At 64.7% G+C, this 24,784-nt stretch carries 29 protein-coding genes and 1 pseudogene; 6 read left to right on the top strand and 24 right to left on the bottom strand.

Features of this window, described 5'->3' with window-relative positions:
• Positions 1–114 precede the first annotated feature (114 nt).
• From AU465_RS29485 to tesB, 4 genes are all read right to left on the bottom strand, one after another.
• Positions 115–390 (bottom strand): hypothetical protein, encoded by a 276-nt coding sequence (locus AU465_RS29485; protein WP_192255940.1) that lies wholly within the window; start codon positions 388–390, stop codon positions 115–117.
• A 359-nt stretch (positions 391–749) separates the two neighbouring features.
• Entirely contained in the window at positions 750–2,078 is a 1,329-nt protein-coding gene (locus AU465_RS29480; RefSeq protein ID WP_376774917.1) for an ammonium transporter, read from the bottom strand.
• Between the two features lie 49 nt (positions 2,079–2,127).
• A complete protein-coding gene (locus AU465_RS29475) occupies positions 2,128–2,466 on the bottom strand; it encodes a P-II family nitrogen regulator (protein WP_006327120.1) in 339 nt (112 codons plus the stop codon).
• Between the two features lie 248 nt (positions 2,467–2,714).
• The gene (gene tesB / locus AU465_RS29470) at positions 2,715–3,578 is read right to left on the bottom strand and encodes an acyl-CoA thioesterase II (RefSeq protein ID WP_192255936.1); all 864 of its coding nucleotides are present in this window, start codon (positions 3,576–3,578) and stop codon (positions 2,715–2,717) included.
• Positions 3,579–3,686: 108 nt separating this feature from the next.
• On the opposite strand from tesB, the gene AU465_RS29465 reads away from it, so the two are divergent.
• Entirely contained in the window at positions 3,687–4,949 is a 1,263-nt protein-coding gene (locus AU465_RS29465; RefSeq protein ID WP_192255934.1) for a ubiquinone biosynthesis hydroxylase, read from the top strand.
• 213 nt (positions 4,950–5,162) lie between these two features.
• On the opposite strand, the gene AU465_RS29460 is transcribed toward AU465_RS29465, so the two are convergent.
• From AU465_RS29460 to AU465_RS29450, 3 genes and pseudogenes are all read right to left on the bottom strand, one after another.
• Positions 5,163–5,693 carry a hypothetical protein gene (locus AU465_RS29460; RefSeq protein WP_192255933.1) on the bottom strand — a complete coding sequence of 177 codons (531 nt, stop codon included), beginning with the start codon at positions 5,691–5,693 and terminating at the stop codon, positions 5,163–5,165.
• 151 nt (positions 5,694–5,844) lie between these two features.
• Positions 5,845–6,201: pseudogene (locus tag AU465_RS29455) on the bottom strand (YciI family protein).
• Positions 6,202–6,203: 2 nt separating this feature from the next.
• Positions 6,204–6,425, bottom strand: a complete 222-nt coding sequence (locus tag AU465_RS29450; RefSeq protein WP_192255931.1) for a hypothetical protein — start codon at positions 6,423–6,425, stop codon at positions 6,204–6,206.
• Positions 6,426–6,873: 448 nt separating this feature from the next.
• Between AU465_RS29450 and AU465_RS29445 the strand changes: the two genes are divergently transcribed.
• The gene (locus AU465_RS29445) at positions 6,874–7,299 is read left to right on the top strand and encodes an OsmC family protein (RefSeq protein ID WP_059189445.1); all 426 of its coding nucleotides are present in this window, start codon (positions 6,874–6,876) and stop codon (positions 7,297–7,299) included.
• A 268-nt stretch (positions 7,300–7,567) separates the two neighbouring features.
• On the opposite strand, the gene AU465_RS29440 is transcribed toward AU465_RS29445, so the two are convergent.
• The 7 genes from AU465_RS29440 to AU465_RS37525 all read right to left on the bottom strand — a co-directional run bounded on the left by AU465_RS29440 (position 7,568) and on the right by AU465_RS37525 (position 12,777).
• Positions 7,568–8,197 (bottom strand): YceH family protein, encoded by a 630-nt coding sequence (locus AU465_RS29440; protein WP_192255929.1) that lies wholly within the window; start codon positions 8,195–8,197, stop codon positions 7,568–7,570.
• A gap of 280 nt (positions 8,198–8,477) precedes the next feature.
• Positions 8,478–9,257 carry a succinate dehydrogenase iron-sulfur subunit gene (locus AU465_RS29435; RefSeq protein ID WP_192255927.1) on the bottom strand — a complete coding sequence of 260 codons (780 nt, stop codon included), beginning with the start codon at positions 9,255–9,257 and terminating at the stop codon, positions 8,478–8,480.
• On the bottom strand, positions 9,257–9,691 hold the full coding sequence (locus AU465_RS29430) for a DUF3052 family protein (protein ID WP_192255925.1): 435 nt from the start codon (positions 9,689–9,691) through the stop codon (positions 9,257–9,259). Before AU465_RS29430 ends, AU465_RS29435 begins: the two co-directional genes overlap by 1 nt.
• Positions 9,692–9,693: 2 nt before the next feature.
• Positions 9,694–11,529 (bottom strand): succinate dehydrogenase flavoprotein subunit, encoded by a 1,836-nt coding sequence (gene sdhA, locus AU465_RS29425; protein ID WP_192255923.1) that lies wholly within the window; start codon positions 11,527–11,529, stop codon positions 9,694–9,696.
• A gap of 4 nt (positions 11,530–11,533) precedes the next feature.
• On the bottom strand, positions 11,534–11,929 hold the full coding sequence (sdhD, locus tag AU465_RS29420) for a succinate dehydrogenase, hydrophobic membrane anchor protein (RefSeq protein ID WP_192255921.1): 396 nt from the start codon (positions 11,927–11,929) through the stop codon (positions 11,534–11,536).
• On the bottom strand, positions 11,929–12,351 hold the full coding sequence (sdhC, locus tag AU465_RS29415) for a succinate dehydrogenase, cytochrome b556 subunit (RefSeq protein WP_192255919.1): 423 nt from the start codon (positions 12,349–12,351) through the stop codon (positions 11,929–11,931). Before sdhC ends, sdhD begins: the two co-directional genes overlap by 1 nt.
• A gap of 231 nt (positions 12,352–12,582) precedes the next feature.
• Positions 12,583–12,777 carry a hypothetical protein gene (locus AU465_RS37525; RefSeq protein ID WP_312891330.1) on the bottom strand — a complete coding sequence of 65 codons (195 nt, stop codon included), beginning with the start codon at positions 12,775–12,777 and terminating at the stop codon, positions 12,583–12,585.
• A 542-nt stretch (positions 12,778–13,319) separates the two neighbouring features.
• On the opposite strand from AU465_RS37525, the gene AU465_RS29405 reads away from it, so the two are divergent.
• A complete protein-coding gene (locus AU465_RS29405) occupies positions 13,320–13,673 on the top strand; it encodes a hypothetical protein (RefSeq protein ID WP_192255915.1) in 354 nt (117 codons plus the stop codon).
• Positions 13,674–13,713: 40 nt separating this feature from the next.
• On the opposite strand, the gene AU465_RS29400 is transcribed toward AU465_RS29405, so the two are convergent.
• On the bottom strand, positions 13,714–14,910 hold the full coding sequence (locus AU465_RS29400) for a diguanylate cyclase (protein WP_192255913.1): 1,197 nt from the start codon (positions 14,908–14,910) through the stop codon (positions 13,714–13,716).
• A 125-nt stretch (positions 14,911–15,035) separates the two neighbouring features.
• Between AU465_RS29400 and AU465_RS29395 the strand changes: the two genes are divergently transcribed.
• Positions 15,036–15,350 carry a hypothetical protein gene (locus AU465_RS29395; RefSeq protein WP_192255905.1) on the top strand — a complete coding sequence of 105 codons (315 nt, stop codon included), beginning with the start codon at positions 15,036–15,038 and terminating at the stop codon, positions 15,348–15,350.
• A gap of 68 nt (positions 15,351–15,418) precedes the next feature.
• Here the strand turns inward: AU465_RS29395 and leuC are convergent, their stop codons facing one another.
• The 7 genes from leuC to rplS all read right to left on the bottom strand — a co-directional run bounded on the left by leuC (position 15,419) and on the right by rplS (position 21,972).
• Positions 15,419–16,828 carry a 3-isopropylmalate dehydratase large subunit gene (gene leuC / locus AU465_RS29390; RefSeq protein ID WP_192255903.1) on the bottom strand — a complete coding sequence of 470 codons (1,410 nt, stop codon included), beginning with the start codon at positions 16,826–16,828 and terminating at the stop codon, positions 15,419–15,421.
• Between the two features lie 470 nt (positions 16,829–17,298).
• Positions 17,299–17,934, bottom strand: coding sequence for a class I SAM-dependent DNA methyltransferase (locus AU465_RS29385; protein ID WP_192255901.1), 636 nt, complete (start codon positions 17,932–17,934; stop codon positions 17,299–17,301).
• Between the two features lie 109 nt (positions 17,935–18,043).
• The gene (locus AU465_RS29380) at positions 18,044–18,856 is read right to left on the bottom strand and encodes an amino acid ABC transporter permease (RefSeq protein ID WP_192255899.1); all 813 of its coding nucleotides are present in this window, start codon (positions 18,854–18,856) and stop codon (positions 18,044–18,046) included.
• Positions 18,857–19,122: 266 nt separating this feature from the next.
• Positions 19,123–19,920 (bottom strand): transporter substrate-binding domain-containing protein, encoded by a 798-nt coding sequence (locus tag AU465_RS29375; protein ID WP_192255897.1) that lies wholly within the window; start codon positions 19,918–19,920, stop codon positions 19,123–19,125.
• Between the two features lie 173 nt (positions 19,921–20,093).
• Positions 20,094–20,597 carry a MarR family winged helix-turn-helix transcriptional regulator gene (locus AU465_RS29370; protein ID WP_192255894.1) on the bottom strand — a complete coding sequence of 168 codons (504 nt, stop codon included), beginning with the start codon at positions 20,595–20,597 and terminating at the stop codon, positions 20,094–20,096.
• Complete coding sequence (locus AU465_RS29365) at positions 20,594–21,028, bottom strand: organic hydroperoxide resistance protein (protein ID WP_192255892.1); 435 nt, start codon at positions 21,026–21,028, stop codon at positions 20,594–20,596. The genes AU465_RS29370 and AU465_RS29365 overlap by 4 nt, the downstream gene beginning before the upstream one ends.
• Positions 21,029–21,438: 410 nt before the next feature.
• Positions 21,439–21,972, bottom strand: coding sequence for a 50S ribosomal protein L19 (gene rplS, locus AU465_RS29360; RefSeq protein WP_192255890.1), 534 nt, complete (start codon positions 21,970–21,972; stop codon positions 21,439–21,441).
• Between the two features lie 413 nt (positions 21,973–22,385).
• On the opposite strand from rplS, the gene AU465_RS29355 reads away from it, so the two are divergent.
• Positions 22,386–23,138, top strand: coding sequence for a sulfite exporter TauE/SafE family protein (locus AU465_RS29355; protein WP_192255888.1), 753 nt, complete (start codon positions 22,386–22,388; stop codon positions 23,136–23,138).
• Here the strand turns inward: AU465_RS29355 and trmD are convergent.
• The gene (gene trmD / locus AU465_RS29350) at positions 23,120–23,824 is read right to left on the bottom strand and encodes a tRNA (guanosine(37)-N1)-methyltransferase TrmD (protein ID WP_192255886.1); all 705 of its coding nucleotides are present in this window, start codon (positions 23,822–23,824) and stop codon (positions 23,120–23,122) included. The genes AU465_RS29355 and trmD overlap by 19 nt on opposite strands.
• Positions 23,821–24,417 (bottom strand): ribosome maturation factor RimM, encoded by a 597-nt coding sequence (rimM, locus tag AU465_RS29345; RefSeq protein WP_192255884.1) that lies wholly within the window; start codon positions 24,415–24,417, stop codon positions 23,821–23,823. The genes trmD and rimM overlap by 4 nt, the downstream gene beginning before the upstream one ends.
• A 98-nt stretch (positions 24,418–24,515) precedes the next feature.
• Between rimM and AU465_RS29340 the strand changes: the two genes are divergently transcribed.
• On the top strand, positions 24,516–24,784 hold a 269-nt coding region (locus AU465_RS29340), incomplete at its 3' end, for a site-specific integrase (protein ID WP_192255882.1).

Here is a 24,784-nt window from a genome sequence, read left to right as displayed (position 1 = left end):
ACCATGGCCTTTTGCCGACGATGACGCCGAGACAAAGATGGCAGGCCTGGCGGCCCGCCATCCCTCCGCGTGAAATGACGAAACGATCGGATCCGTCAGGACCCGACCCGCATATCACTTGTGACCGGCATACATCATCAGGTTGGCGCAGAATTCGGCGTGGGGCTTGCTCATCGCCGCGTCCTGGCACTCCTTCATCATCATGTCCTGCTTGTCCTTCGCCGTCGAAGCCCAGGCGGCCTTGAAATCGGCTTCTGACTTCATGGTCTTCATGCTGGAATCGGCGAAGAACGGCGCCATGTTGTCAGGCTCGTCGAGCGCGCCAGCAAGTGCAACGCCGCTGACCACCGACAGAGCCATTGCTCCCAGGAAGATGTTCTTGAGGTTCATCGGTCGGTTCCTTGCCTTTTGTTTGGCGAGCGCCACGGTGGCGGTCGCTATCCCAGTACGGAACCACGAAGGTCAACGTTTCATGCTGGCGTGATCAAGTGAATGTGATCGAAAATTCGCCCGACGATCCGCCAAACAAAAAAGGAGGCCCGGAAGAGCTTCCGGGCCTCAAGGCGTGAGCCCCTTTTGAGAGCATCACGACGGGATCTTGGGAGTAAATCCTGAAAACCGCTGCGCGGCTTTCGTTGATGTCCGGGCCGGCGGGAGGAGGATCCGCCGGCCCTAGGGCAATTCCAGGAAAAGTGTGAAACGGTTTTCCGTCCGGAATTGCGCCAAACAAAGAGATAACGAAGCCTGCCTTACGGCACCACTTCGCCGTGCTGGGTGACGTCGAGACCCTCGACCTCTTCCTGGCTGCTCGGACGCAGGCCGACCAGCGCCTTGACGATGAACAGGATCACGAAGGTGGCGATCGCCGTCCACAGGATGGTGAAGACGATGCCGTAGACCTGGGTGCCGACCGAAGCGCCCTTGCCGAGCGCGTTGATCGCCGGATCGGCGAGCGTGCCAGTAAGCAGCGCGCCGACCACACCGCCGACGCCGTGCACGCCGAAGGCATCGAGCGAGTCGTCATAGCCGAACGCATGCTTGAGCTTGACCGCCGACAGGTAGCAGACCACGCCGGCGACGATGCCGATGATGAAGGCGCCGGTCGGGTTGACGAAGCCGGAGGCCGGCGTCACCGCAACGAGGCCGGCGACGGCGCCCGAGATGATGCCGAGCACCGAGGGCTTCTTGGCGACGATCCATTCGGCGAACATCCAGGCCAGCGCGGCGGCGGCGGTGGCGACCTGCGTGTTCATCATGGCGGCACCGGCGAGGCCGTCGGCTGCAAGCTCCGAACCGGCGTTGAAGCCGAACCAGCCGACCCACAGCAGTGAGGCGCCGATCACCGAATAGACGAGGTTGTGCGGCGCCATGTTGGTGGTGCCGTAACCCTCGCGCTTGCCGAGAACGAGCGCGCAGACGAGGCCCGCGACACCTGCATTGATGTGGACGACCGTGCCGCCGGCGAAGTCGAGCACGCCGGCCGTGCCGAGGAAGCCGCCTCCCCACACCCAGTGCGCGATCGGCGCGTAGACCAGGACCAGCCACAGGCCCATGAAGATCAGCAGCGCCGAGAACTTCATGCGCTCGGCGAAGGCGCCGGCGATCAGCGCCGGCGTGATGATGGCGAAGGTCATCTGGAACATCGAGAAGACGAACTCGGGAATGTTCGCCACACCCGGCGCCCACAGCGTCGCGGTGGTGATGCCGTGGTGGAAGAATTTGGAGAAGCCGCCCAGATAGGCGTTCGTGCCGCCGCCGTCGGAGAAGGCGAGCGAATAGCCGAACATGAACCACAGCACCGTCACCAGGCAGGTGATGGCGAAGCTCTGCATGATGGTGGCAAGCACATTCTTCTTGCGCACCATGCCGCCGTAGAACAGCGCCAGGCCCGGAATGGTCATCATCAGCACCAGCGCCGTCGAGGTCAGCATCCAGGCGGTGTTGCCGGTGTCGAGCGCCGGCGCCGGAGCGGCGGGAGCTGCGGCTGTTGCCGGAGCCGCGGCTTCCTGCGCGAAGGCGGCGACCGTGCTGAGCGCTGCGAGAGCGAGCGCTGCGGCCGCGCGTCCCGTCGTCTTCAAGGGGGAAGGAATATTCATTGAACTCTCCGTTGGAATAGCTGGTCGCCGCTTAGAGCGCGTCGGTGTCTGTTTCGCCGGTGCGGATGCGCACCGCCTGGTCGATGCCGAAGACGAAGATCTTGCCGTCGCCGATCTGGCCGGTCTTGGCGGCCGCGGTGATGGCTTCGACGGCCTTGTCGACCATGTCGGCGCCGACGGCGACTTCGATCTTGATCTTGGGCAGGAAGCTCACCGCGTATTCCGCGCCGCGATAGATTTCCGTATGTCCCTTCTGACGCCCGTAGCCTTTGACTTCGGTGACGGTCAGGCCCTGGATGCCGACGGCGGTGAGCGCTTCGCGCACCTCGTCGAGCTTGAACGGCTTGATGATTGCCATCACGATCTTCATAAGGTTTCACCCTTTGCTGTTGCGGTTCCCCCGCGTTTGCACACCTTCACCGATCCCGAGGAGCCGGAGAGTACCGGACAGGATTCAAGCTCCGTGCCAATTGCCGAAGCAGGGCGTTAACCTGTTGTAAACAAAGGGGATGAGCGGTCCGTGCACAACAATCGTGCGCGGAGGCAGCATGGCATCTGATTAAGAAATAGGCAAAATTCAGAAAATGCCTGTTTTATGGGCGTTAACTGGAAGCCGGCTCAGCGTTTCAGCCGGATGAGGCCTTCCTGGGCGACCGAGGCGATCAGCGTTCCGTCGCGCGCGAACAGCGAACCGCGGGTGAAACCGCGCGAGCCTTGCGTGGAGGGACTGTCCTGCGTGTAGAGGATCCAGTCGTCCAGCGAATGGCTGCGGTGGAACCACATCGCGTGGTCGAGGCTGGCCGCCTGGATGTCGCGGTCGAAAATGGCGCGGCCATGCGCGAAGGTCGAGGTGTCGAGCAGCGTCATGTCGGAGAGGTAGGCGAGCACAGCGGCCTGCGTCGCGCGGTCTTCCGGCACCGGGCCGGTGGTGCGGATCCAGATGTTCTGCTCCGGCTCCAGCTTCTCGCGGCTGGTATAGTGCTTCAGCATCACCGGCTTCATCTCGATCGGCCGGTCGCGCTCCCAGTAGCGCCTGATGCCTTCCGGCACCGCCTCGCCGAACTTGCCGAGCAGCTCGCGCTGCGACAGCAGCGTGTCGGGCGCCGGCACGTCGCGCGGCATCGGCAGTTGGTGCTCGAGGCCGACCTCGTCCTGCTGGAACGAGGCTTCCAGCGAGAAGATCGCCTGTCCGTGCTGGATCGCCACCACCCGGCGCGTGGTGAAGGAGCCGCCGTCGCGGATGCGATCGACCTCATAGACGATCGGAACCTTGGTGTCGCCGGGCCGCATGAAATAGCCGTGCAGCGAGTGCACATGGCGCTCGGGCTCGACCGTGCGCTGGGCCGCGACCAGGGCCTGGGCGATGGTCTGGCCACCAAAGACCCGCTGCCAGTCGAGCTTGGGGCTGCGACCACGATACAGATTGTGTTCGAGCTGCTCGAGGTCGAGAATGTCGAGAAGCTCGTCCATGGCCGCCGTCATGTTCCACGTCCTTGAAAAGATGTGCCCTGGCGGGTTTCGGACAGGACAGGCAAGCAGTCAAGCCGCTACGGCCGCAGCCGAGACCGGAAGCCGCGAAAGGAAAGTGCCATGGTCGACCGCAAGGCGGGTGAAGCAGGCGAAGCCTCATTGGACGTACTGGTGGCGGGCGCCGGCTATGTCGGCCTTGCCGCTGCGGTATCGCTGAAACAGGCGCGCCCCAGCCTGGGCGTCGCGATCGTCGACGCCGCGCCCGCCGGCGTCTGGAAGAAGGACGGGCGCGCTTCGGCGATTGCCGCCGCGGCATGCCGCATGCTCGAGCAGCTCGGCGTCTGGGACGAGATCGCGCCCGAGGCGCAGGCGATCACCGAGATGATCATCACCGACTCGCGCGCCGCCGATCCGGTGCGCCCCGTGTTTTTGACCTTCGACGGCGAGGTTGCGCCCGGCGAACCCTTCGCGCATATGGTCGCAAACCGGGTTCTGAATGGCGCGCTGCGCCGCCGCGCCGAAAAGCTCGGCATCGACATCATTGAAGGCATGGCCGTCAGCGCCTTCGACGCGAACGGCGCCGGCATCACCGTGCACCTGGCCGACGGTGCCGCGCTGAAGGCGCGGCTGCTGATCGCCGCCGACGGCGTGAATTCGAAATTGCGCGACATGGCGGGCATCAAGACGGTGAAATGGGAATACGGCCAGTCCGGCATCGTCTGCACGGTAGCCCACGAGCGTCCGCACAATGGCCGCGCCGAGGAACATTTTTTACCCGCCGGCCCCTTCGCCACATTGCCGCTGAAGCCCGGCAAGGACGGCACCAACCGGTCGTCGATCGTCTGGGTCGAGCGCACGGAAGACGCGCAGAAGCTGGTCGAAGGCGACGCGTTCGTCTTCGAGCATGAGCTGGAGCAGCGCTTTGGGCTGAAGCTCGGCGAGGTCCACGCCGCCGACAAACCGCGCGCCTGGCCGCTCGGCCTGACCCTTGCGCGTGCCTTCGTCGTCCCGCGTATCGCGCTCGCCGGCGACGCCGCGCACGGCATCCACCCGATCGCCGGCCAGGGCCTCAATCTCGGCTTCAAGGACGCCGCGGCCCTTGCCGAAGTCCTGGTCGAGGCCGACCGCCTCGGCCAAGACATCGGCGCGCTGGACGTGCTCGAGCGCTACCAGCAATGGCGCCGCTTCGACACGCTGCAGATGGGCGTCACCACCGATGTGCTGAACCGCCTGTTCTCGAACGACATCGGCCCGCTGCGCGCGGTACGCGACATCGGCCTCGGCCTCGTCGAGCGCATGCCCAAGCTCAAGGATTTCTTCATCCGCCAGGCGTCGGGCCTCTCCGGCGATACGCCAAGACTATTGAAGGGCGAGGCTATCTAGTCGCCTCCCTGTCCTGCCGTGTCGCGATGAAATTCGGGTCAGGCCGAGTCGAAAATGGTGGATTTCGAGAACCGGAGCGGAGCGTACTTGAAGTACGTGAGCACCGGCCTACGCCGGCCGTAGCCTTAACTGCAACGCCACTCATGAGTGCTTCGGCCGGCGGAAGCCGGAAGCGCAGGAAGCCGCCATTTGCAGGCCGGCCTCACCTGAATTCTAGTTCACCTCAAAACCCAGCTTCTGCCGCAACCTCAGCATTCGCTGGTCTGCGATCCGCAGGCGTTGCTCGCCGCCCTGAGCCACTCGGTTCAGCATCCTGATCAGATCGTCCCTTTCGTGCGGATCGAGGCGCTCGCGCAGGAACGGCGCCAGCTTGTCGATGACGATCGTCGTGTCGTCGATCTGCGAGGCGGCCCACTTGGCGTAGACGACCGCCTCGTCGGTCGTCTTCGGGCTGTCGGCAATCTGCGCGATCACCTCGCGGAGGACGGCTTCGCGCTGCGGCAGGATCGGGCCATGTTCCGAAACGATCGCGGTGATCAGCGTCGCGGCCGCCACGACGGGATCGTCGATCGCCGTGAGCGGCGAGAGCGCCGCCTGCTTGCGCAGCTTCTTGCGGCGGATGTTGCCTTGCACGCGTCCGACCACGTCGGCGACCTCGCGCGCGGCCTCGTTCATGGCCTTTATCCGGTACCACCAGATGGCCGCTGCTCCCAGCAAGCCGAGTACGGCAATCAGGAAAGGCATGCCGGAAATCCCCCGAAATCCCGGCAACGATAAAAGAAGAGCGGCATCGCTTCAACTCGCGAAAGTTGCGGCATGCGAAGAATAGCCCGGAGATGTCTCCGGGCAGTGACGGATACCGAAGGACGCCCGCTACCCTTTCGCGTGCCGAGAACTATGATCCCGGCACGTTGTAGATCGCCCGGACCTCGACGGTTCCGAGCTCGGCGAGCGGAATGCGGTCGGCGATCGCCAGCGCCTCGTCGAGATCCGCCGCCTCGACCATGACGAAGCCGAGCAGCTGCTATTTCGTCTCGGCGAACGGGCCGTCGGTGACCAGTCGCTTGCCCTTGCGCCGGCGCAGCGACTTCGACTTGCTCACCGGTTGCAGCGCCTGCGCGATGATCAGCTTGCCTTGTCGGTCGAGTTCCCTGTCATAGGCGAGCGAGTCGGTGTCGAGCTTGGCGGATCTTTCCGGCGTGAGCGCGAAGAGGTCTTTTTCCTCGCCATAGACCAGCAGGACATATTTCATTGTCAGTTCCCTTCCTGTGATGAACCATATGAGGCGACGGCGACGCTGTCAGCCTTGCTTCTGACCGTCGCCGCGTGGTCGAGCAGGAATGCCGCGATCCCGATGATGGCCACGGCCGCCACCAGCCGGCCGAAGCCGGACGGCGGTGGATCCAGCCAGAAGTCTTCCGGCCGCCGGGCTCTTCGGCCGGGGCGCCTCCAAAGTGCGAAAAACAGATTGTCCATCCTGAACCTCCATCGGCCGTAAACTCCGTGGCCGCCCGCAGGACGCTCCGGCCACAGGGAAGTCGACATTTTTGCACACGCATTTTTTTGAGAAATTTGCCGCTGCGCTCCCCAAGGTCGGCGAGAGGCGTGCTGAGATTCAGGTCAGGCCGAGCTGGAGTCGAAGACGGGCGCGAAGCGACCAAACTGGGCGGATTCCGAGAACCGGAGCGGAGCGTACTTAATATACGTGAGCACCGGCCTACGCCGGCCGTCGCCTTAATTTAACTGCCACGCCACTCATGAGTGCTTCGGCCGGCGAAGGCAGGAAGCGCAGGAAGTGGCCGTTTGCGGGCCGGCCTCACTGAATCTCAGCACGCCTTAGGATGGTCTTCCGGCGCGCCCGCGCTATAGTTCACGGGGACGCCGGCTTCCGCCGGCGCAAACCCCGAAAAGCCAGGAGGACTTCATGGACCGCACAGCAAACGCCGTCTGGAAAGGCAATCTGAAAGAGGGCAAAGGCACGCTGGACACTCAGAGCGGGACCTTGAAGGGCACGCCCTATTCCTTCAAGGCGCGCTTCGAGGATGAGAGCGGCAAATCCGGCACCAACCCGGAAGAGCTGATCGCCGCGGCGCATGCCGGCTGCTACGCCATGCAGCTTTCGCACTTCCTCGCCGAAAACGGCACGCCGGCGGCCGAGCTCGACGCCAAGGCGGTGGTGACGCTGGTGCCCGGCACCGGCATCACCGGCAGCGCCATCACTCTGGTCGGCAAGGTTCCGGGCATCGACGCGGCGAAATTCAAGGAGCTGGCCGAGAAGGCCAAGGCCGAGTGCCCGGTCTCGAAAGCGCTCGGCGCCATAAAGGTCTCGCTCGACGCGAGATTGGGTTGAGAAAGACCGGAGACGCCGGTCTGCCGGTGCTGCCCATTGCAGACGCTGGGTGCTGCCCCTCACCTGCCTGCCGGCATCCTCTCTCCGTATAGTGACGGGGAGAGGGGCGCTTTCACCAATGGTTTCGCCAATCCCCAACGCTGCAAGACCGGCACCGAAGTCGCGGCCAGCCTCTTTCTCCCCCGTTTACGGGGAGAAATGCCCGGCAGGGCAATGAGCGGCGGCGCCGGCTTGGGCCATGATGCGAGACTATCGCACTAAGGTACTACTACCCGCCCAGCGCCTCGATTTTCGCGCGCAGCGCCGCGACCTCTTCCTCGAGCGCCCGTACGCGGGCTTCAAGATCGCCGTCCGATGATGACGGCGGCTCCCAGGGCGCTGCAGCCGCCGTCATTTCCACCGGGCCGCTCAGCAGATGCACATAGCGCTCCTCGCGCTGGCCGGGAGCGCGCTCAAGAAGCTGCACCAGCGGCGGCCGGCGGCCGATCATCAGGTCGAGATTGTCGTGAAGCTCCTCGATCGAGGCAAAGCGCGCCATGCGTTCCGAGCGCGCGAGCAGCTCATGCGCGGTCTGCGCGCCGCGCAGGAGCAGCAGGCCGACGATGGCGATCTGTGGCGTGGTCAGCGAAAAACGCTGCGCCATAAGATGCTCGTGGCGTTCGACGCGCGAGGCGAAGGCCTGGCGCACCAGACCCTTCTGTTCGAGCGAGCTGAGCGCCCGCCGAACCTCCGCCAGCTCCAGCGCCATCACCGGCTCGCGCGCCGTCTTCTGGTTGGCGGCGGCATGCGCGCCGTTGAGCGTCAGCGGATAGACATCCGGTGTCAGCTCCTTCTTCTCGATCAGAGAGCCAAGGACGCGCACTTCGATGGCGGAGAGGACGGGGAGGTCTTCGCTCATTGGGTTGGCTATCCTTTCAGGTTGGAGGGACAGCACGCCCCCCTGCGGCCTGCCGGCCATCTCCCCGCAAGGGGGAGATCGGCAGCTTCAGCGCCGTTCGCCCAGTCTTGCCACGTTGAAGATTAGCGAAAGCCGAGGTGGTGGCCAATCTCCCCCCTTGCGGGGGAAATGTCCGGTCCACCCTCCGTAGCTGCAGCGCAGTTGCTGCGGAGGACGGGCAGGACAGAGGGGGTGCGAAGGAACGCGACCCTGCGGTTGCTGTCACCAAACCCTCTTCGTCTCAGATGCGTCTCTCCACCATCATCTTCTTGATCTCGGCGATCGCCTTGGCCGGGTTCAGGCCCTTGGGGCAGGTCTGCGCGCAGTTCATGATGGTATGGCAGCGATAGAGCCGGAACGGGTCTTCGAGATTGTCGAGCCGCTCCCCGGTTGCCTCGTCACGCGAATCGATCAGCCAGCGATAGGCCTGCAGCAGCGTCGCCGGGCCGAGATAGCGCTCGCCGTTCCACCAATAGCTCGGGCATGAGGTCGAGCAGCAGGCGCACAGGATGCATTCGTAGAGCCCGTCGAGCTTCTCGCGGTCCTCATGGCTTTGCAGCCATTCCTTGGCCGGCTCGGGCGACACCGTCTTCAGCCACGGCTCGATCGAGGCATGCTGGGCATAGAAATTGGTGAGGTCGGGCACAAGGTCCTTGATCACCGGCATATGCGGCAGCGGGTAGATCTTCACCGCGCCCGAAATGTCCTCGGCGCCCTTGGTGCAGGCGAGCGTGTTGGAGCCGTCGATGTTCATGGCGCAGGAGCCGCAAATGCCTTCGCGGCAGGAGCGGCGCAGCGTCAGCGTCGGGTCGATCTTGTTCTTGATCCACAGCAGCGCGTCGAGCACCATCGGCCCGCAATCGTCCATGTCGACGAAATAGGTGTCCATGCGCGGGTTTTCGCCGTCGTCCGGCGACCAGCGATAGATGCGGTATTCGCGCAGGTTCGTGGCGCCCTCCGGCTTCGGCCAGGTCTTGCCCTGCTGGACCTTCGAATTCTTGGGAAGCGTGAGTTCGACCATTACCTGCGGTCCTTTCGGATGACGAGCTTCAGCCCGGACCAGATTTCGTTGACGGCGGCGACCTTGACGTCGACGAGGTCCAGCTTGAGCGCTTGCGTGCGGATCACGTCCTCAGTCACGTCTGTCGCCATTTTCGATGCCTTCTTCGGCCATGACACCCAGACCATGCCGTCGCGCTTGATCGCCGTCTCGATGCCGGCCAGGCCGTCCTCGATCTCGGCGCGCTGCCGGGTAAAGGCGTGCACGGCATCGTATTTCCGGTTGCCCGAGATCGCCGACCACTTTGACAGCCGATCGACCCCGGCAAACGCCACGGCGTCGGTCAGGTCGTCGAGCTCCGGCGGCAGCGCGATGAAGGCGGCGACCATGCCATCCTTCAGGCCGAGCTTGGCCGGAAGGGGCGTGCCGGAATATCCTGCGGCCGCCAATGCCATGGTCAGTAGACCCTGGCCTTCGGCGCGATCTTGGCCGGGTTGATGCCGCCGTCCTTTTCCGCCAGCAGCGTCTCGGTATGCACCGGCCGGTAAGTGAGCGTCACCTTGCCGTCCTCGTTGACGCGGGCCAGCGTATGCTTGCGCCAGTTGGCGTCGTCGCGGTTTGCGAAATCTTCCCGCGCGTGCGCGCCGCGGCTCTCCTTGCGCGCTTCCGCGCCGTAGACCGTGGTGATGGCGTTGACCATCAGGTTTTCCAGCTCCAGCGTCTCGACGAGATCGGAATTCCAGATCATCGAGCGGTCGAAGACCTTGATGTCCTTCAGCTCGCCCCAGATCTCGGAAATGCGCTTGCAGCCTTTTTCGAGCGATTCCTGCGTGCGGAACACCGCGGCGTCTTCCTGCATCGCCCGCTGCATCTTCTCACGCAGCACCGCCGTCGGCGTCGAGCCGTTGGCGTGGCGCAGGCTGTCGAAGCGGTCCATGATCTTCTCGACCGAGGCCGCGTTGGGCGACGGGATCGCCGACTTGCGGTCGATGACCTGGCCGGCGCGCAGCGCCGCGGCGCGCCCGAACACGACGAGGTCGATCAGCGAGTTGGAGCCCAGCCGGTTGGCGCCGTGCACGGATGCGCAGCCGGCCTCGCCCACGGCCATCAGACCGGGCAGCACGCGATCCGGGCTTTTAGCCGCCGGGTTGAGCACCTCGCCCCAATAATTGGTCGGCACGCCGCCCATATTATAGTGCACCGTCGGCAGCACCGGGATCGGCTCCTTGGTCAGGTCGACGCCGGCGAAGATTTTTGCCGACTCCGAAATGCCCGGCAGCCTTTCGTGCAACACGGCCGGATCGAGATGGTCGAGGTGCAGGAAGATGTGATCCTTCTTCGGCCCGACGCCGCGACCTTCGCGGATCTCCATCGTCATGCAGCGTGAGACCACGTCGCGCGAGGCAAGGTCCTTGGCCGACGGCGCATAGCGCTCCATGAAGCGCTCGCCCTCGGAATTGACGAGATAGCCGCCCTCGCCGCGCGCGCCTTCGGTGATCAGGCAGCCGGCGCCATAGATGCCGGTCGGGTGGAACTGCACGAACTCCATGTCCTGCAGCGCAAGCCCGGCACGTGCGGCCATGCCGCCGCCGTCGCCGGTGCAGGTGTGCGCCGAAGTGGCGGAGAAATAGGCGCGGCCGTAGCCGCCGGTCGCCAGCACCACCATCTTGGCCGAAAAGCGGTGGATGGTGCCGTCGTCGAGATTCCAGGCCACGACCCCGGTGCAGGTGCCGTCCGGCTCCATGATCAGGTCGAGCGCGAAATACTCGATGAAGAACTGCGCGTTGTTCTTCAACGACTGGCCGTAGAGCGTGTGCAGCATGGCATGGCCGGTGCGGTCGGCAGCGGCACATGTGCGCTGCACCGGCGGGCCTTCGCCGAAGTTCATCATCATGCCGCCGAATGGCCGCTGATAGATCTTGCCCTCTTCCGTGCGCGAGAACGGCACGCCGTAGTGTTCGAGCTCGTAGACGGCCGCGGGCGCCTCTCGCACCATGTATTCCTGCGCGTCGATGTCGCCCAGCCAGTCCGAGCCCTTGACAGTGTCGAAGAGATGCCACTGCCAATTGTCGGGGCCCATATTGGCAAGCGAGGCGGCGATGCCGCCTTGCGCCGCCACCGTGTGCGAGCGGGTCGGGAACACTTTGGTGATGCAGGCGGTGCGCAGCCCCTGCTCGGCCATGCCGAGCGCGGCGCGCAACCCGGCACCGCCGGCGCCGACGATCACCACATCGAATTTGTGATCGACAAAAGTGTAGGCGGAAGACGTGCCGGCTGTATTTGCGTTGGCCAAGACTTCAGCCTCCGAATGCGAGTTTGAGCAGGGCGAAGAGCGAGGCGACGCCCACTGCTATTGAGAAGAATGTGTTGAGGGCGATCAGCGCCAGCTTCATGCCTTCGCCATGCACATAGTCCTCGATGATCACCTGCATGCCGAGCCGCATGTGGTAGAGCCCGGAAATCAGCACCAGCGACAGCACCAGCGCCACGAACGGATTGGCAAGGGAAGCCCGCACGTCGGCATAGCCGTGGCCGTTGACCGCGATCAGGAAGCCGACGAAGAACAGGATGAGCGGGATATTGGCGATCGCCGTCAGCCGCTGGCGCCAGAAATGGCCGGTGCCTTCGCGGGCCGAGCCCAGGCCGCGAACCTTGCCCAGCGGCGTGCGCATGTCCGAATTCTTTGCGGTCATCAGAGGGCTCCCCGCGCCGTGTAGCCGGCGATCCAGATCAGCAGCGTCAGCACGATCGAGCCGGCGAGCGTTGCCCATGCGATCTTCGAGGCGGTGTGTTTTTCGAGTCCCACGCCGGTATCCCAGACGAGATGGCGCAGCCCGCCCAGCATGTGGTGCATCAGCGCCCAGGTGTAGCCGAACAGGACCAGCCGGCCGAGCCAGGAGCCGAAGGCCCAGTTGACGAGATCGAACGCGGCCTGCGACGTCGAAGCCGCGATCAGCCATGCCGCCACCAGCAACGTGCCGAAATAAAGCGCGCCGCCGGTAATGCGGTGGATGATCGACATCGTCATCGTGATCGGCGGCCGGTAGACCGTCAGATGCGGCGAAAGCGGCCGCTCATGTCTGGCAACTGCGCGGGTGGCTGGTGATTTGCTCATGGCTCCCCCAGTTCGGCGTTCCGGAGCCGCGAAGGATGCGGCCTTTGCCGCCTCCATATATGGCTTCGGATAGGCGGTTTCTAATGCGCTTTTTGCACCGCGTCAAAGCCGGAAAATCGTTTTGGAAACGTCATTTAGTCTGACAAAAAGGGGAAATTCCGCTTCAATCGATTAGCGGGCGACGCGAAGCCGGCGCAGCGTCGCTGCAGTGCGGTATGCCGACGAGGATTGCTACCTTCTGCAGGTGAGCGGCGTCGACCCCTTCTTCATCAGCAGCGCCTCGCGTCCGTCGATCACAACTGCGTCATGCGTCGCCGCGGCCTGGTAGCGGCTGCTCTGGTTGGCGGGCGACGCCGCAAACTCCTCGGTCCAGCCATCCGGCCCTGCCACGCGCAGCGACGTGCCGAGATTTTGGATGGAGATCATGCCGCCATTGCCGCATCTGTACGTGGCCGTTCCGACACCGGATCGCGGTACGGTTAGGTCGGTGATGATCTTGGTTGCGGGCGGCGCAGCGGTTGCAGGTGTCTTGGGCGTTGCAGCGGCTCCAGCCGCGGGCGCGGCGAGTTGCTCGGTTGGAGCAGACGAGACTGCTGGCGATGCCGTGTTCGCTGCCTTGGGCGCGCCGTCCTGCGGCACGCAAGCCGCGGCTGCAAGAACCAGCGGAACAACGAGCGACATCCGAACCGTGCGGCCAAACGCCATGTGCTGCCCCTTTCTTCGCGCGGCACGCTAACCACGCGCCGCGCCAAGATCAAGTTCACCTTGAGTCAGCCATGCAGGGCGGCGGCCCATCGGGGCTTGCGGACGGACCGAAGAGGACGCCCGCGAAAATTAACCATAATCATTAAGAACCGGCGCGCCGGGGGCCGTCCGCCCTTAACAAAGGTTAAGAAAGGGTTAATTTCCGATTCGAACGACGTTTTGCAAGGCGATCCCAAGGGTCGCACCGTCCAAGGGAGAGCGACATGCGTTCGAATTCAGTGCGGGTAAGCCTCGCGGCCGTCACGCTGGCGGCACTCGCCACCGCAATTGCCGCGCCGGCCGAAGCAGGCCTGCGCCATCACGACCGCGTCTATGCCGACTCCTTCGGCAATCTCGTCATCGACAGCGCCGCCGGCTACAAGCGCATCATCGTCGGCGAAGGCAGGCACGCCAAGCAGCTTTCCGACTACACCGGCGCCGGCCAGCCCGATGTGATCTATGATTCGGACGATACCGGCGCGCCCGGCTGCTACCAGCCGCCGGTCTTCGTGAAGGGCCGCTCCTATATGTACGGGCTTTCCGACGGCGAGATGCCCAACCTCAGCCCCTGCCGCTGACCGCCACCGGGAACTGCCGGCGCGCGGAGCCGGGCGATCCTCAGCCGACGCTCACCGTTTCAGGCGCGAAGGCGGTTTCGGGGCGCTCGTAGGAGAGGCGGACACTGTCGCGGCCGTTCCTCTTTGCTTTGTATAGCGCCTCGTCGGCGCGCCGCATCAGCGGCGCCAGCCCTTCATTGCCGCTGCGGGCGGCGACGCCGAAGCTCGAGGTCACCCTGGTGCCGGGCGGCAGGCCGTCGACGGCCCCGGCGGAATAGAAGGTGCGGATCGCTTCGGCGAACAGGCGCGCCGCGGCGAGATCGCTGAGCGGCAGAAGCACAGCGAACTCCTCGCCGCCGATGCGGCCCGCAGCGCCTCGCGCGCCCGTGGCAAAGCGCAGCTTGGCGGCGAAATCGGCAATCACCCGGTCGCCCGCCTCATGTCCGTGCTGGTCGTTGAGCGCCTTGAAGTGATCGAGGTCGGCAAGCACCAGCGCGACGGGGAACCCCGCCCTGGCGCATTGATCGAGCAGCAATGCCGCCCGTTCCTCGAAGCCGCGGCGGTTGAGAAGGCCGGACAGCGGATCGGTATGGGTCTCGGCCTTCAGCGCCTTCAGCACATCGAGCGCCGCCGCCGTGAACAGGCAGAGCGCGATCAGGAGCGATAGAAGCGCATGCGAAAGCAGCGCCGTCGTCCAATAGGACGAGCCGTAGAAGCCGTCATAGCTCGGGAACGGTCCATGCGCGATGACGACGATCAGGGTACGGGCGGTGAAGTTCAGTGCTGAAAGCAGCGACAGCACGAGCAGGATCTTCTCGGTCGGCCCATTGTTGCGCACCGGCCTGAGCTCGGCGGCGACGAGCAGGCTCAGGCCGCCGAAGCCGAAATTCATGCCGAGCACGCGCCAGGTGAGATCGGGCTGGACGAACATGAACCATGCGAAGGCGGCGAGCCCGCCGCCGGTCATGATGCCGATGCCGACATAAGGCACGCGCCGGCCGTAGCGCGCGACGATCGCGCCGGAAAGGCAGCAGGCGGCTATCGTGAAGCATATGTTGGAGATCAGCTTGGTCGCCACGATGCCGAACGGAAGCGTGAAATATTGCAGCAGGAAACCCGGCGCCGACAGGCAGTAGCTTGCCGCCAGCACCGCCAGATAGGGACGATGGCGCTGATGAAACCACAGCACGAGGAACGCAGCGCCAAGCGCCAGCGCTATCGTCGGATTGAGCAGCGCTATGAGCAGACCGGTGTCCAACGGACCGAGACTTTCCCAACTTGACCCAAGGGGAGATGCTAGTCCGGAAGCGCAAACAAGCGGTTAAGCCATGCCACGGAACAGCTCCGGGAGACCGGCGTTCTCAACAAAACAGGAGAACGCCGATGGCCGGTACAATCACCCTGACCGAGCACGATGCGATCCGTTCCTGGGCGGCGGCGCGCGCCGGATTTCCGGCCATCGTCGACGTTTCGCCCGAAGCCGGAACGCAACCCATGCTGCGCCTGGTTTTTGGCCAGAACGCCTATGAGGACAACGACCGCCCGGAGCGGCCGTTCAACGCCGGCGGCTATGAGCTGGTCGAATGGGATGAATGGTTCAGCGTTTTCGACGAGCAGAAACTGGCGCTGGTGGTCGCCGCCGACGAGCCCGGCCGGCGCGAGGAGTTCCATCAGATCATTCGGCGCGGAGACCGCTGAGCGCAACAAAGCAAAAAGGCCCGGATCGCAGTGCGCTCCGGGCCTTCTATCGCGTTTGCAGCCGGTGGTTATTTCCAGTCGCGGATGTCGACGAAGTGGCCGGCGATCGCCGCCGCCGCCGCCATGGCCGGCGACACCAGATGGGTGCGGCCTTTAAAACCTTGCCGGCCCTCGAAATTGCGGTTCGAGGTCGAGGCGCAGCGCTCATGCGGCTTCAGCCGGTCGTCGTTCATGGCAAGGCACATCGAGCAGCCAGGCTCGCGCCAGTCGAAGCCGGCGGCGACGAAGATCTTGTCGAGGCCTTCGGCTTCGGCCTGCTCCTTGACCAGGCCGGAGCCCGGCACGATCATGGCGTTGACGCGCGGGTTGACCTTCTTGCCCTCGACAACCTTGGCGGCGGCGCGCAGGTCCTCGATGCGGCCATTGGTGCAGGAGCCGATGAAGACGCGGTCGAGCGCGATATCGGTGATCTTGGTTCCCGGCATCAGCCCCATATAGTCGAGCGCGCGCAGCTTCGACGAACGCTTGTTCTCGTCGGCGATATCGGCCGGATTGGGCACGAACCCTTGTACCGAGACGACGTCCTCGGGCGATGAGCCCCAGGAGACGATCGGCGGCAGTTTTCGCGCATCAAGCACGACGACCTTGTCGAAATGCGCGCCTTCGTCGGAATGCAAGGTCTTCCAATAGGCGAGCGCGGCGTCCCAGGCGGCGCCCTTCGGCGCGCGCGGCTTGTCCTTCACATAGGCGAAGGTCGTCTCGTCCGGCGCGATCAGGCCGGCGCGGGCCCCGCCTTCGATCGACATGTTGCAGATCGTCATGCGGCCTTCCATCGACAGCGAGCGGATCGCCTCGCCCGCATATTCGATGACGTAGCCGGTGCCGCCGGCGGTGCCGATCTCGCCGATGATGGCGAGGATGATGTCCTTGGCGGTGACGCCTTCCGGAAGCTGGCCGTCGACGCGCACCAGCATGTTCTTGGCCTTGCGCTGGATCAGCGTCTGGGTGGCGAGCACATGCTCGACCTCGGACGTGCCGATGCCATGCGCCAGCGCGCCGAAGGCGCCGTGCGTCGAGGTGTGGCTGTCGCCGCAGACGATGGTCATGCCGGGGAGCGTGAAACCCTGCTCGGGCCCGATGATGTGGACGATGCCCTGGCGGACGTCGTTCTCGGAATAGTACTCGATGCCGAAATCCTTGGCGTTCCTGGCCAGCGCCTCGACCTGGATGCGGCTTTCCTCGTTCTTGATGCCGAACTTGCGCTCGGGCGAGGTCGGCACGTTGTGATCGACCACGGCCAGCGTCTTTTCCGGATGCCTGACCTTGCGGTTGCTCATGCGCAGGCCTTCGAAGGCCTGCGGGCTGGTGACTTCGTGGACCAGATGGCGGTCGATATAGAGCAGGCAGGTGCCGTCGTCCTGGCGGTCGACGACATGGTCGTCGAAGATCTTGTCGTAGAGGGTGCGCGGTGCGCTCATGTGCGTAAATCCGTCGATATGAGAATGGGATAAGCTGGCGCCGGGTTTCGAGCCGGCGAAGCGACCTGGATCGGTCGGCCTCAGCTAAGTCGGCTGGTGAGCGCGCCGCAAACGCGCGCGGCAAATCGCGACGGCAGGCGCTTCCTGTCCTGCAGCACGAAACCCTTGTAGGCCGGATCGCCGAATAGCTCTTCCATGGCGCTGCTCATATCAATGTTTGCCGATTTCGGCAATTGCGGTGTGGCTCAAGTTCCTCGCCCCACGAAGTGGGGAGAGGTGGCCCGGCGAAGCCGGGACGGAGAGGGGGCTGCGCGGCGTTGGGAAATTAATGTCCTCCTGACCGCCTTGGGAACTGACAATCTTGCGACCGCTCTGGCGTCGCCAACGTCGTCCCCCGCTCCGTCCCGGCTTCGCGGGCCACCTCTCCCCCGCTGCGCGGGGGCGAGGAACTGGCGCTAAACTTAGCCTGCTCAAAGCACCTCGAACACAAACGCCTTCACCAGCGCTTCCGGATCGCCGATCGCGTAGCAGCGGAACCACGGGCTTTGCTCGACCGGCCGCCATTTCCTTGCCTGGGTGAGATCGGCGAACACAGCCTGGAAGCCGCCGCTTTCGAACACCTGGTCGCGCACGGTGAAGATGGCGTGGCCGCCGCTCTTCGTGATGCGCACCAGCTCGTGCAGGCCGGAGGCCGGCGCGTGGCCGATGGTGAAGACGCCGGTCGAGAAGAAGGCGCGGAAATGTCCGTCCGGCCATGGCAGCGGGCCGCCGAGCATGGCCTTCTTCAGCTCGCTGTAGGCCTGGCGGCTGCCGGCGATCTTCAGCATGTCGTCGGAGAGGTCGAGGCCGGCGATGTCGCCATAGCCCAGCGCCTTCAGCGACGATCCCGAAAGCCCTGTGCCGCAGCCGGCGTCGAGTAGCGGACCTTCGCCCGAAGGCACATGCCGCGCCACCCATGCGGCGATGAGGAAGGGCAAGAGATAGCCGAGCGAGGCGGTCTCGCTGTCATAGCTCGCCGCCCATTCGGCATAGGCCTTGGCCAGCGCTTCCGGCGTTTCTGCCGTGTAGACGGAATCCAGCGCAGCATTGGTCTTGTCGAAATTCATGGATCTGACTCCTTCGCGCCGGATGCATGTCGCCCAAAAGTGTGCAGCGGTTTTGGCAAAACGACATGCATCAAACAAAGACGATCGTAGCGCGGACTACCTCTGCCGGCTATTCCTCGTGCTGCCGCCGCAGCCGCTGTTCCAGCGCCCGCAGCGCCAGCGAAAGGCCGACTGTCAGGATGAGATAGACATAGGCGACGATCGAATAGGTCTCGAAGAAGCGGAAGGAGCCGGCGGCATAGATCTTGCCGATCTGAGTGATGTCGGCGACGCCCAGCACCGAGACCAGCGAGGAATCCTTGACCATGGCGACGAAATCGTTGCCGAGCGGCGGCAGGATGGTGCGGATCGCCTGCGGGAAGACGATCAGCCGGAAGCGCTGCACGCGTGTCAGCCCCAGCGCCTTCGCCGCTTCGATCTGGCCCTTCTCGACCGACTGGATGCCGGCCCGGAACACTTCCGAGATGAAGGCGGAATAGCCGATGGTCAGCGCCATGATGGCGCGCCACAGAAGCGACACGTCGCGCACCAGAAGCTCGCCCATGAAGCCGGCGCTTTGCAGCGGCGCCGTCAGCGCGTTCCACGCCGCGACGAAGGCAGGCGCCCCGACAAAGGCGATCCAGAACAGGAGCACCAGGATCGGCACGCCGCGGATGATCTCGACATAGAAGCGTGCGATCTGGCGCAGCCATTGCGACCCCGACAGCGCCATCAGCGCGATGCCGAGCCCGAGCGCCGAGGCCAGCGCAAAAGCGACCACGGTGACGAAGACGGTGATGCCGATGCCTTTGGCGACTGTGGCGAAGACTTCGGCATAGAGGTCGCTCGCGGCGATCGCCAGGGCGGCGATCAAGGCGAGGACAAGGGCGGCGGCCAGCCACCAGGGGAATTCGGACTTGGCGGTGGAGGTTGCGGGCGGCATCAGGCGATACCGGCGACCAAGCAACGACGGTCGCGTTCCGGCACACCCCTCTCTGCCCTACCGGGCATCTCCCCCGCAAGGGGGGAGATCAGATGTCGCGACGGCTTTCGCCAATCACCGACGTTGAAGAAAAGGCGCCGTCGATGAAGCTGCCAATCTCCCCCCTTGCGGGGGAGATGTCCGGCAGGACAGAGGGGGGTGGGAAGGAATGAGGCCTTTGCAGATTTCTGCCCCTCGCCGTTGCACATCGCTCTCAACAAGAGCGCCTACTGCCCCATCTTGTAGTCGAGGAACCACTTCTTGTTCAGCGCGTCGAGCGTGCCGTCGGCCTTGAGCGCGGCGATCGCGGCGTTGACCGGCTTCACCAGGTCGGAGCCTTTCGGGAAGATGAAGCCGAAATCCTCAGTGCCGAGCGGCCCGCCGATCAGCTTGAGCTTGCCTTCGGAGGCATCGACATAGCCCTTGCCGGCGGTGCCGTCGGTGAGCACCACGTCGACATCGCCGGACTTCAGCGCCTGGACGCTGGCGCCGAACGTCTCGAACAGTTTTATGCGCGGGTTCTGCTCATTGCCGTCGAGCACGCTGTAGACGGCGGTGTAGAAGGGCGTGGTGCCGGCCTGCGCGCCGATCAGCCCGTCCTTGAAGGCGGCAAAACTCTTGGCGTCGGTGAAGCGGCTCTCGTCGCCGCGCACCAGCATGAACTGCTCCGAGCGCATATAGGGATCGGAGAAGTCGACCTTCGCCTTGCGCTCTTCCTTGATGGTGATGCCGGTCATGCCGATGTTGTACTGGTTGTCGGAAACGGCCTGGATCATCGCATCCCAGGAGGTGTTCTGGTACTCGACCTTGAAGTTCAGCCGCTTGGCGATCTCGTCCATCGCGTCATATTCCCAGCCGATCTGCTTGCCGCTCTTCTTGTCGATGAACTGCAGCGGCGGGTAGGCGTTTTCCGTAACCACCACAACCTTCTTGCCGCCGAGATCGGGCAGCGTGTCGGCGAGCGCCGCAGCGGGCGCGAGAAGGCAGGCCAGCAAGGCGGCCAGCAGCAGTTTCGACTTGATCATGATAAACTCCCCGAAAGTAATTGGCCGCGCTACGCTCGCGCGCCAAGAGAAAATCCGGCGCCGACTTTAGCTTTCCGCAAGCGCCTTGCAAGCCGATCCACTGCATGGACAAGCGCCAAAGCGGATTCCCATGCTCCGATCGGCACGGTTCCCGAACTCAGCCATGCGAGCGATTATTCCGCGGATTCCGCAACCGCTTCGCGCAAGCCCGCGACCAGCCGCCTGAGCGTGCCATGCAGGGCTTCCAACTCGGCTCGCTCCAGCGGCATGCTGCAGGCAAGCGCCGCCTGAACATCCTTCATGTTCGCTCGCAACGCCTGGCCCTTGGCGGTCGGCTCGACCAGCACCCGGCGCTCGTCCGCATTGTCTCGGCGGCGGGTGACCAGGCCGCCCGCTTCCATCCGCTTGATCAGCGGCGTCAGCGTCGCCGAATCGAGACCCAGCGCCTCGCTGAGCTCGCCGACGGTCATGGGCGAGCGCTGCCACAGCGCCAGCATCGCCAGATATTGCGGATAAGTGAGGCCGAGCGGGTCGAGCAGCGGCCGGTAAAGCTTCGTCATCAGCCCGCTTGCGGAATAAAGCGCGAAGCAGAGCTGCTGATCGAGACGCGGAACGGCAATCGTCCCGGCGCTGTCGGCCGGGACGTCGCTTGCTCGAATTTCGGTTTCAGTCGTCATGCCGCCTTTGCCGCGAGCGCCACCGTGGAAAGCGCCACGTCGATATTGCCCCGGATGGCGTTGGAGTAGGGGCAGATCTGGTGCGCCTCGGATACAAGCGCTTCCGCGGCCGCCTGATCAAGACCTTTCGTCTCGGCCGCCAGCGCCACACCCAGCCTGAAGCCGCCCTGGTCGTTGGGGTAGAGGCTGACGGTCGCCGTCACCGCCGCATCCTCGAGCGGCAGCTTCTTTTTGCGCGCCACGAAGCGGATCGCGCTTTCGAAGCAGGCGCCATAGCCGGCGGCGAAGAGCTGTTCGGGATTGGTCGCGCCGCCCTGCCCGCCGAGCTCCTTGGGCATTGCCAGATCGACCTTGAGCAACCCGTCGCTGGTCTCGGCATGACCCGCGCGGCCACCGACGACGCGAGCCTGGGTGGTGTAGAGTGCTGACATTTTCGTCTCCATTTATCTTGTGCACGATTATTTAGTGTACAAGATAACAGGATGTCAAGCCGGATGTCGTCATCCTTGGGCGTAGCACCGCGAAGCGGTGCGAAGCCCCAAGGATCCATGCCGTAACCTCAGCCGAAGTTTGTAGCGGAGCAGAATTCTGCACCGTTGCAATGCCTTAACGTTCACGGCATGGATCCTCGGGTCTGCGCCGCGTCGCTTCGCTCCTTGCTCCGCCCGTGGATGACGACGCGCAGATCTTTCGGGCCAATCGCCAAGGCATGCAGTGCACGAACGCAGGCACGATAGGACCTGATCAGGGAGCCGAGAGGCCTTCGCCGCTCCGCCAAATGAAAAAGGCGGCCGAAGCCGCCTTTCCAAACACTCTGTCCCAAAGGACCGATGCGAGAGCCTTATTCGGCCGACGCGGACTCGGCCGAAGCAGCCTCGGCGGCCTTCTTCTCGGCGGCGTCCTGCGCGGCCTTCTCGACGGCCAGCGCCTCGGCGGCGGCGACCTTCTCGGCCTCGATGCGGGCGCGCTCGGCGGCCAAAGCATCGCGCTCCTCGTCGTTCAGCTTGCGGGCGCGCACGCCGGTGTTTTCCGAAATACGGGCCGACTTGCCGCGACGGTCACGCAGGTAATAGAGCTTGGCGCGGCGCACCTTGCCGCGGCGCACGATCTCGACGGCCTCGACCATCGGCGAGTAGACCGGGAAAACGCGCTCGACGCCTTCGCCGTAGGAAATCTTGCGGACGGTGAAATTCTCCTGGAAGCCGGAGCCGGAGCGGGCGATGACGACGCCCTCATAGGCCTGGACGCGGGTGCGGCTGCCTTCGGTGACGCGCACCTGGACGCGCACGGTGTCGCCGGGCTGGAATTCGGGCAGCTTGCGCTTGGCTTCGATCTTGGCGGCCTGCTCGGCCTCAAGCTGACGGATGAGATCCATCTCAAAAATCCACTTCTTGTTCTTCCGACAGCCAGAGCGTCCTCGACTCGCCTTGCAGTTCCAACGACCGCTCGGCTATGCCCTTTGCCGTAAGCATCGGACAGGGACGGCTACACCGCCATTTGTTGACGGGCCCCGAAGATCGTTCTTCCGGTTCGGGCGGCCACATACAGCTATTTCGGCGCTTTGTCACGCCTTAATGCATGTCGCCCAGAAGTGGTGCGCGGCTCTGGGACAACGACATGCATCAAAACAACGATTTAAAGCGCGTCGCCTGAAACCGTTTCAGCGCGACGCGCTTTAAAGGCGTATTTTTTGCGGCCATGGCACCATCCAATTGCCGCGGTGCCGGGTTGCGCGAGGTCCGCAAGCTTTCTAAGCCGGGAAAAGCGTATTCCCCGGGCTTCTCCTCAATGACATTCTTCGATGCCGTCCTGCTCTTCCTCGCGGGCTTTGCTTCGGGTGCCGCCAACGCGGTTGCGGGCGGCGGCACTTTCCTCACCTTCGGCGCCATGACGCTGGTCGGCCTGCCGGCGATCGTCGCCAACGCCACCTCCTCGGTGACGCAACTGCCGGGCTACATCGCCTCGACGCTCGCCTATTGGACCGATATCCGGCATTTCTGGCGCGGCGCCCTAGTGCTTTGCCTGATCTCGGCTCTCGGCGCGCTGGCCGGTTCGCTCATCCTTCTGGCGCTCTCCAATCCGTCGTTCCGGGCGCTGGTGCCATGGCTGCTCATCGCCGCCACTGCCCTGTTTGCCGCCGGCCCGTGGCTGAAGCCGGCGGCCGGGCCGGAGCACCAGGCCTCGGTCGGCTCGCTCGCCGGTTCGCTCGTGCAGTTCGCGACCGCGGTTTATGGCGGCTTCTTCGGCGCAGGCATGGGCGTCATGATGCTGGCGACCCTCGGCCTGACGCAAGCCGGCGACTATCACCGCCTGAACGCGCTGAAGAACATGCTGTCCATAGTGATCGCGGTTGTCGCCATTCTGGTTTTCGTTTCCGGGGGGGTCATCGCCTGGCCGCAGGCGGTCGTCATGATCCCGGGCGTCGCGCTGGGCGGCTATGCCGGTGTCTGGATCGCCAAACGCGTGCCGCAAGGCGTCGTGCGCGGCTTCGTCGTCGCCGTCGGCCTGCTTCTGGCTTTTTATTACTTCACCAAGGGGTGAGGCACGGCGCCAAGCAAGTCCGGCCGCCGCTCCTGAGTGAGCTTCACCGCCTGGGCGCGCCGCCACTCCGCGATCTTCTTGTGGTTGCCGGAGATCAACACGTCCGGGATTGGCCTGCCCTCGAACTCCGGCGGCCGCGTGTAGTGCGGATGCTCGAGCAGGCCGTTCTCAAAGCTTTCTTCCTCGCCCGAGACGACGTTGCCCATGACGCCGGGCAGCAGCCGCACCACCGCGTCGAGCAGCACGAGCGCCGCCGGCTCGCCGCCCGACAGGATGAAATCGCCGATCGAGACTTCCTCCAAAGCACGCGCTTCGATCAGCCGCTGGTCGACGCCTTCGAAGCGGCCGCACAGGATGACAGCGCCCGGCCCGGCGGCGAGCGCCCGCACCCGGGCCTGGGTGAGCGGTTTCCCACGCGGGCTCATCAGCAGCCTTGGACGTTCGTCGCCTTGCGGCGAAACGTGATCAATAGCCTTGGCCAGCACATCCGCGCGCATCACCATGCCAGCGCCGCCGCCGGCCGGCGTGTCGTCGACGGTGCGGTGCCTGTCGGTGGCGAAATCGCGGATCTGGATCGCCTCCAGCGACCATGTGCCGGCCTCCAGCGCCCGGCCCGCCAGCGACAGGCCGAGAGCGCCCGGAAACATCTCCGGATAGAGCGTCAGCACCGAGGCGGCAAAGCTCACCGGTTGCCCCCGGCGTCCTTCGGTCCGCGCGGCCTGCCTTTCGGATCGAACCCGGAATGGCCCGGCGCCTCGCTCTCCTCGTCGTCGAGCAACCCCGCCGCCAGCGGATCGACCTGGACATAACCGTCGGCGATCGACACATGCGGCACCGCCGCCTGGGTGAACGGGATGAGCACCCCCTTGCGGCCGGCGAGTGTGACGTCGAGGATGTCGCCGCCGCCGAAATTGTGCACGGCGACAACCCTGCCGATGACGCCGGTGTCGTCCCTGACCTCCAGGCCGATGAGGTCGGCATGGTAGAACTCGTCCTCCTCGCCGTCGTCCGGCAGCACCGAACGATCGACGAAGAGTTCCGTGCCGGCAAGCGCTTCGGCGGCGTTGCGGTCGCTGATGCCCTTGAAGCGCACCACCACCACCGTGCCGGCCGGCCTGATGTCGAGGATCTGGAAGGTGCGGCCATCCTTGGCTTGGAGCGGCCCATAATCGGCGAGCGCCAGCGGATCGCCGGTGAACGTCTTCACCCGCAATTCGCCCTTGATGCCGTGCGCGGCGCCGATCACGGCCATCTGGACGGGGTTCTGGAGCTTCGACATCGGCGTCACTTCCTTTGCCTTGCTCTAACCCTCCCCGGCCGCCATTTCAATGATCGCCTCTTCACTGCTTCCTAACCTCCGCGCCGGAAAATGCCGCCATGCAGGAATTCCTCATCCCGGCAAAACCCGATCTTCAGGCGGCGCGCGAAAGCTGGCTGAAGATGCTGGCGCGCGAGCGCCGGCTGTCGCCGGAGACGGTCGAAGCCTATGAGCGCGACACCCGTCAGTTCCTGCATTTTTTGACCGGACACTGCGGCGGACCGCCCGGCATCTCCGATATCGCCGACTTGCGGCCGGCCGATCTGCGCGGCTTCCTCGCCGCGCGCCGCAACAGCGGCGCCGGCGCCCGCACGCTCGGCCGCGGCTT

Origin of the sequence: Mesorhizobium silamurunense (assembly GCF_014843905.1) — a bacterium.
Classification (GTDB): domain Bacteria; phylum Pseudomonadota; class Alphaproteobacteria; order Rhizobiales; family Rhizobiaceae; genus Mesorhizobium; species Mesorhizobium silamurunense.
This window is presented reverse-complemented; position numbering and strand designations above follow the sequence as displayed.

What these genes read in the sequence shown, in the direction of transcription:
- AU465_RS29475 (WP_006327120.1), bottom strand. Translation starts at nt 2,466, where the DNA reads ATGAAGATCGTGATGGCAATCATCAAGCCGTTCAAGCTCGACGAGGTG.
- AU465_RS29430 (WP_192255925.1), bottom strand. Translation starts at nt 9,691, where the DNA reads ATGGCATTGGCGGCCGCAGGATATTCCGGCACGCCCCTTCCGGCCAAG.
- leuC (WP_192255903.1), bottom strand. Translation starts at nt 16,828, where the DNA reads ATGAGCGCACCGCGCACCCTCTACGACAAGATCTTCGACGACCATGTC.
- AU465_RS29460 (WP_192255933.1), bottom strand. Translation starts at nt 5,693, where the DNA reads ATGCCTTTCCTGATTGCCGTACTCGGCTTGCTGGGAGCAGCGGCCATC.
- AU465_RS29355 (WP_192255888.1), top strand. Translation starts at nt 22,386, where the DNA reads ATGACATTCTTCGATGCCGTCCTGCTCTTCCTCGCGGGCTTTGCTTCG.
- AU465_RS29365 (WP_192255892.1), bottom strand. Translation starts at nt 21,028, where the DNA reads ATGTCAGCACTCTACACCACCCAGGCTCGCGTCGTCGGTGGCCGCGCG.
- AU465_RS29405 (WP_192255915.1), top strand. Translation starts at nt 13,320, where the DNA reads ATGCGTTCGAATTCAGTGCGGGTAAGCCTCGCGGCCGTCACGCTGGCG.
- rimM (WP_192255884.1), bottom strand. Translation starts at nt 24,417, where the DNA reads ATGTCGAAGCTCCAGAACCCCGTCCAGATGGCCGTGATCGGCGCCGCG.
- AU465_RS29380 (WP_192255899.1), bottom strand. Translation starts at nt 18,856, where the DNA reads ATGCCGCCCGCAACCTCCACCGCCAAGTCCGAATTCCCCTGGTGGCTG.
- AU465_RS29385 (WP_192255901.1), bottom strand. Translation starts at nt 17,934, where the DNA reads ATGAATTTCGACAAGACCAATGCTGCGCTGGATTCCGTCTACACGGCA.
- AU465_RS29465 (WP_192255934.1), top strand. Translation starts at nt 3,687, where the DNA reads ATGGTCGACCGCAAGGCGGGTGAAGCAGGCGAAGCCTCATTGGACGTA.
- AU465_RS29485 (WP_192255940.1), bottom strand. Translation starts at nt 390, where the DNA reads ATGAACCTCAAGAACATCTTCCTGGGAGCAATGGCTCTGTCGGTGGTC.
- AU465_RS29395 (WP_192255905.1), top strand. Translation starts at nt 15,036, where the DNA reads ATGGCCGGTACAATCACCCTGACCGAGCACGATGCGATCCGTTCCTGG.
- AU465_RS37525 (WP_312891330.1), bottom strand. Translation starts at nt 12,777, where the DNA reads ATGATCTCCATCCAAAATCTCGGCACGTCGCTGCGCGTGGCAGGGCCG.
- AU465_RS29445 (WP_059189445.1), top strand. Translation starts at nt 6,874, where the DNA reads ATGGACCGCACAGCAAACGCCGTCTGGAAAGGCAATCTGAAAGAGGGC.
- rplS (WP_192255890.1), bottom strand. Translation starts at nt 21,972, where the DNA reads ATGGATCTCATCCGTCAGCTTGAGGCCGAGCAGGCCGCCAAGATCGAA.
- AU465_RS29375 (WP_192255897.1), bottom strand. Translation starts at nt 19,920, where the DNA reads ATGATCAAGTCGAAACTGCTGCTGGCCGCCTTGCTGGCCTGCCTTCTC.
- sdhC (WP_192255919.1), bottom strand. Translation starts at nt 12,351, where the DNA reads ATGAGCAAATCACCAGCCACCCGCGCAGTTGCCAGACATGAGCGGCCG.
- AU465_RS29370 (WP_192255894.1), bottom strand. Translation starts at nt 20,597, where the DNA reads ATGACGACTGAAACCGAAATTCGAGCAAGCGACGTCCCGGCCGACAGC.
- AU465_RS29440 (WP_192255929.1), bottom strand. Translation starts at nt 8,197, where the DNA reads ATGAGCGAAGACCTCCCCGTCCTCTCCGCCATCGAAGTGCGCGTCCTT.
- sdhD (WP_192255921.1), bottom strand. Translation starts at nt 11,929, where the DNA reads ATGACCGCAAAGAATTCGGACATGCGCACGCCGCTGGGCAAGGTTCGC.
- AU465_RS29435 (WP_192255927.1), bottom strand. Translation starts at nt 9,257, where the DNA reads ATGGTCGAACTCACGCTTCCCAAGAATTCGAAGGTCCAGCAGGGCAAG.
- AU465_RS29450 (WP_192255931.1), bottom strand. Translation starts at nt 6,425, where the DNA reads ATGGACAATCTGTTTTTCGCACTTTGGAGGCGCCCCGGCCGAAGAGCC.
- tesB (WP_192255936.1), bottom strand. Translation starts at nt 3,578, where the DNA reads ATGACGGCGGCCATGGACGAGCTTCTCGACATTCTCGACCTCGAGCAG.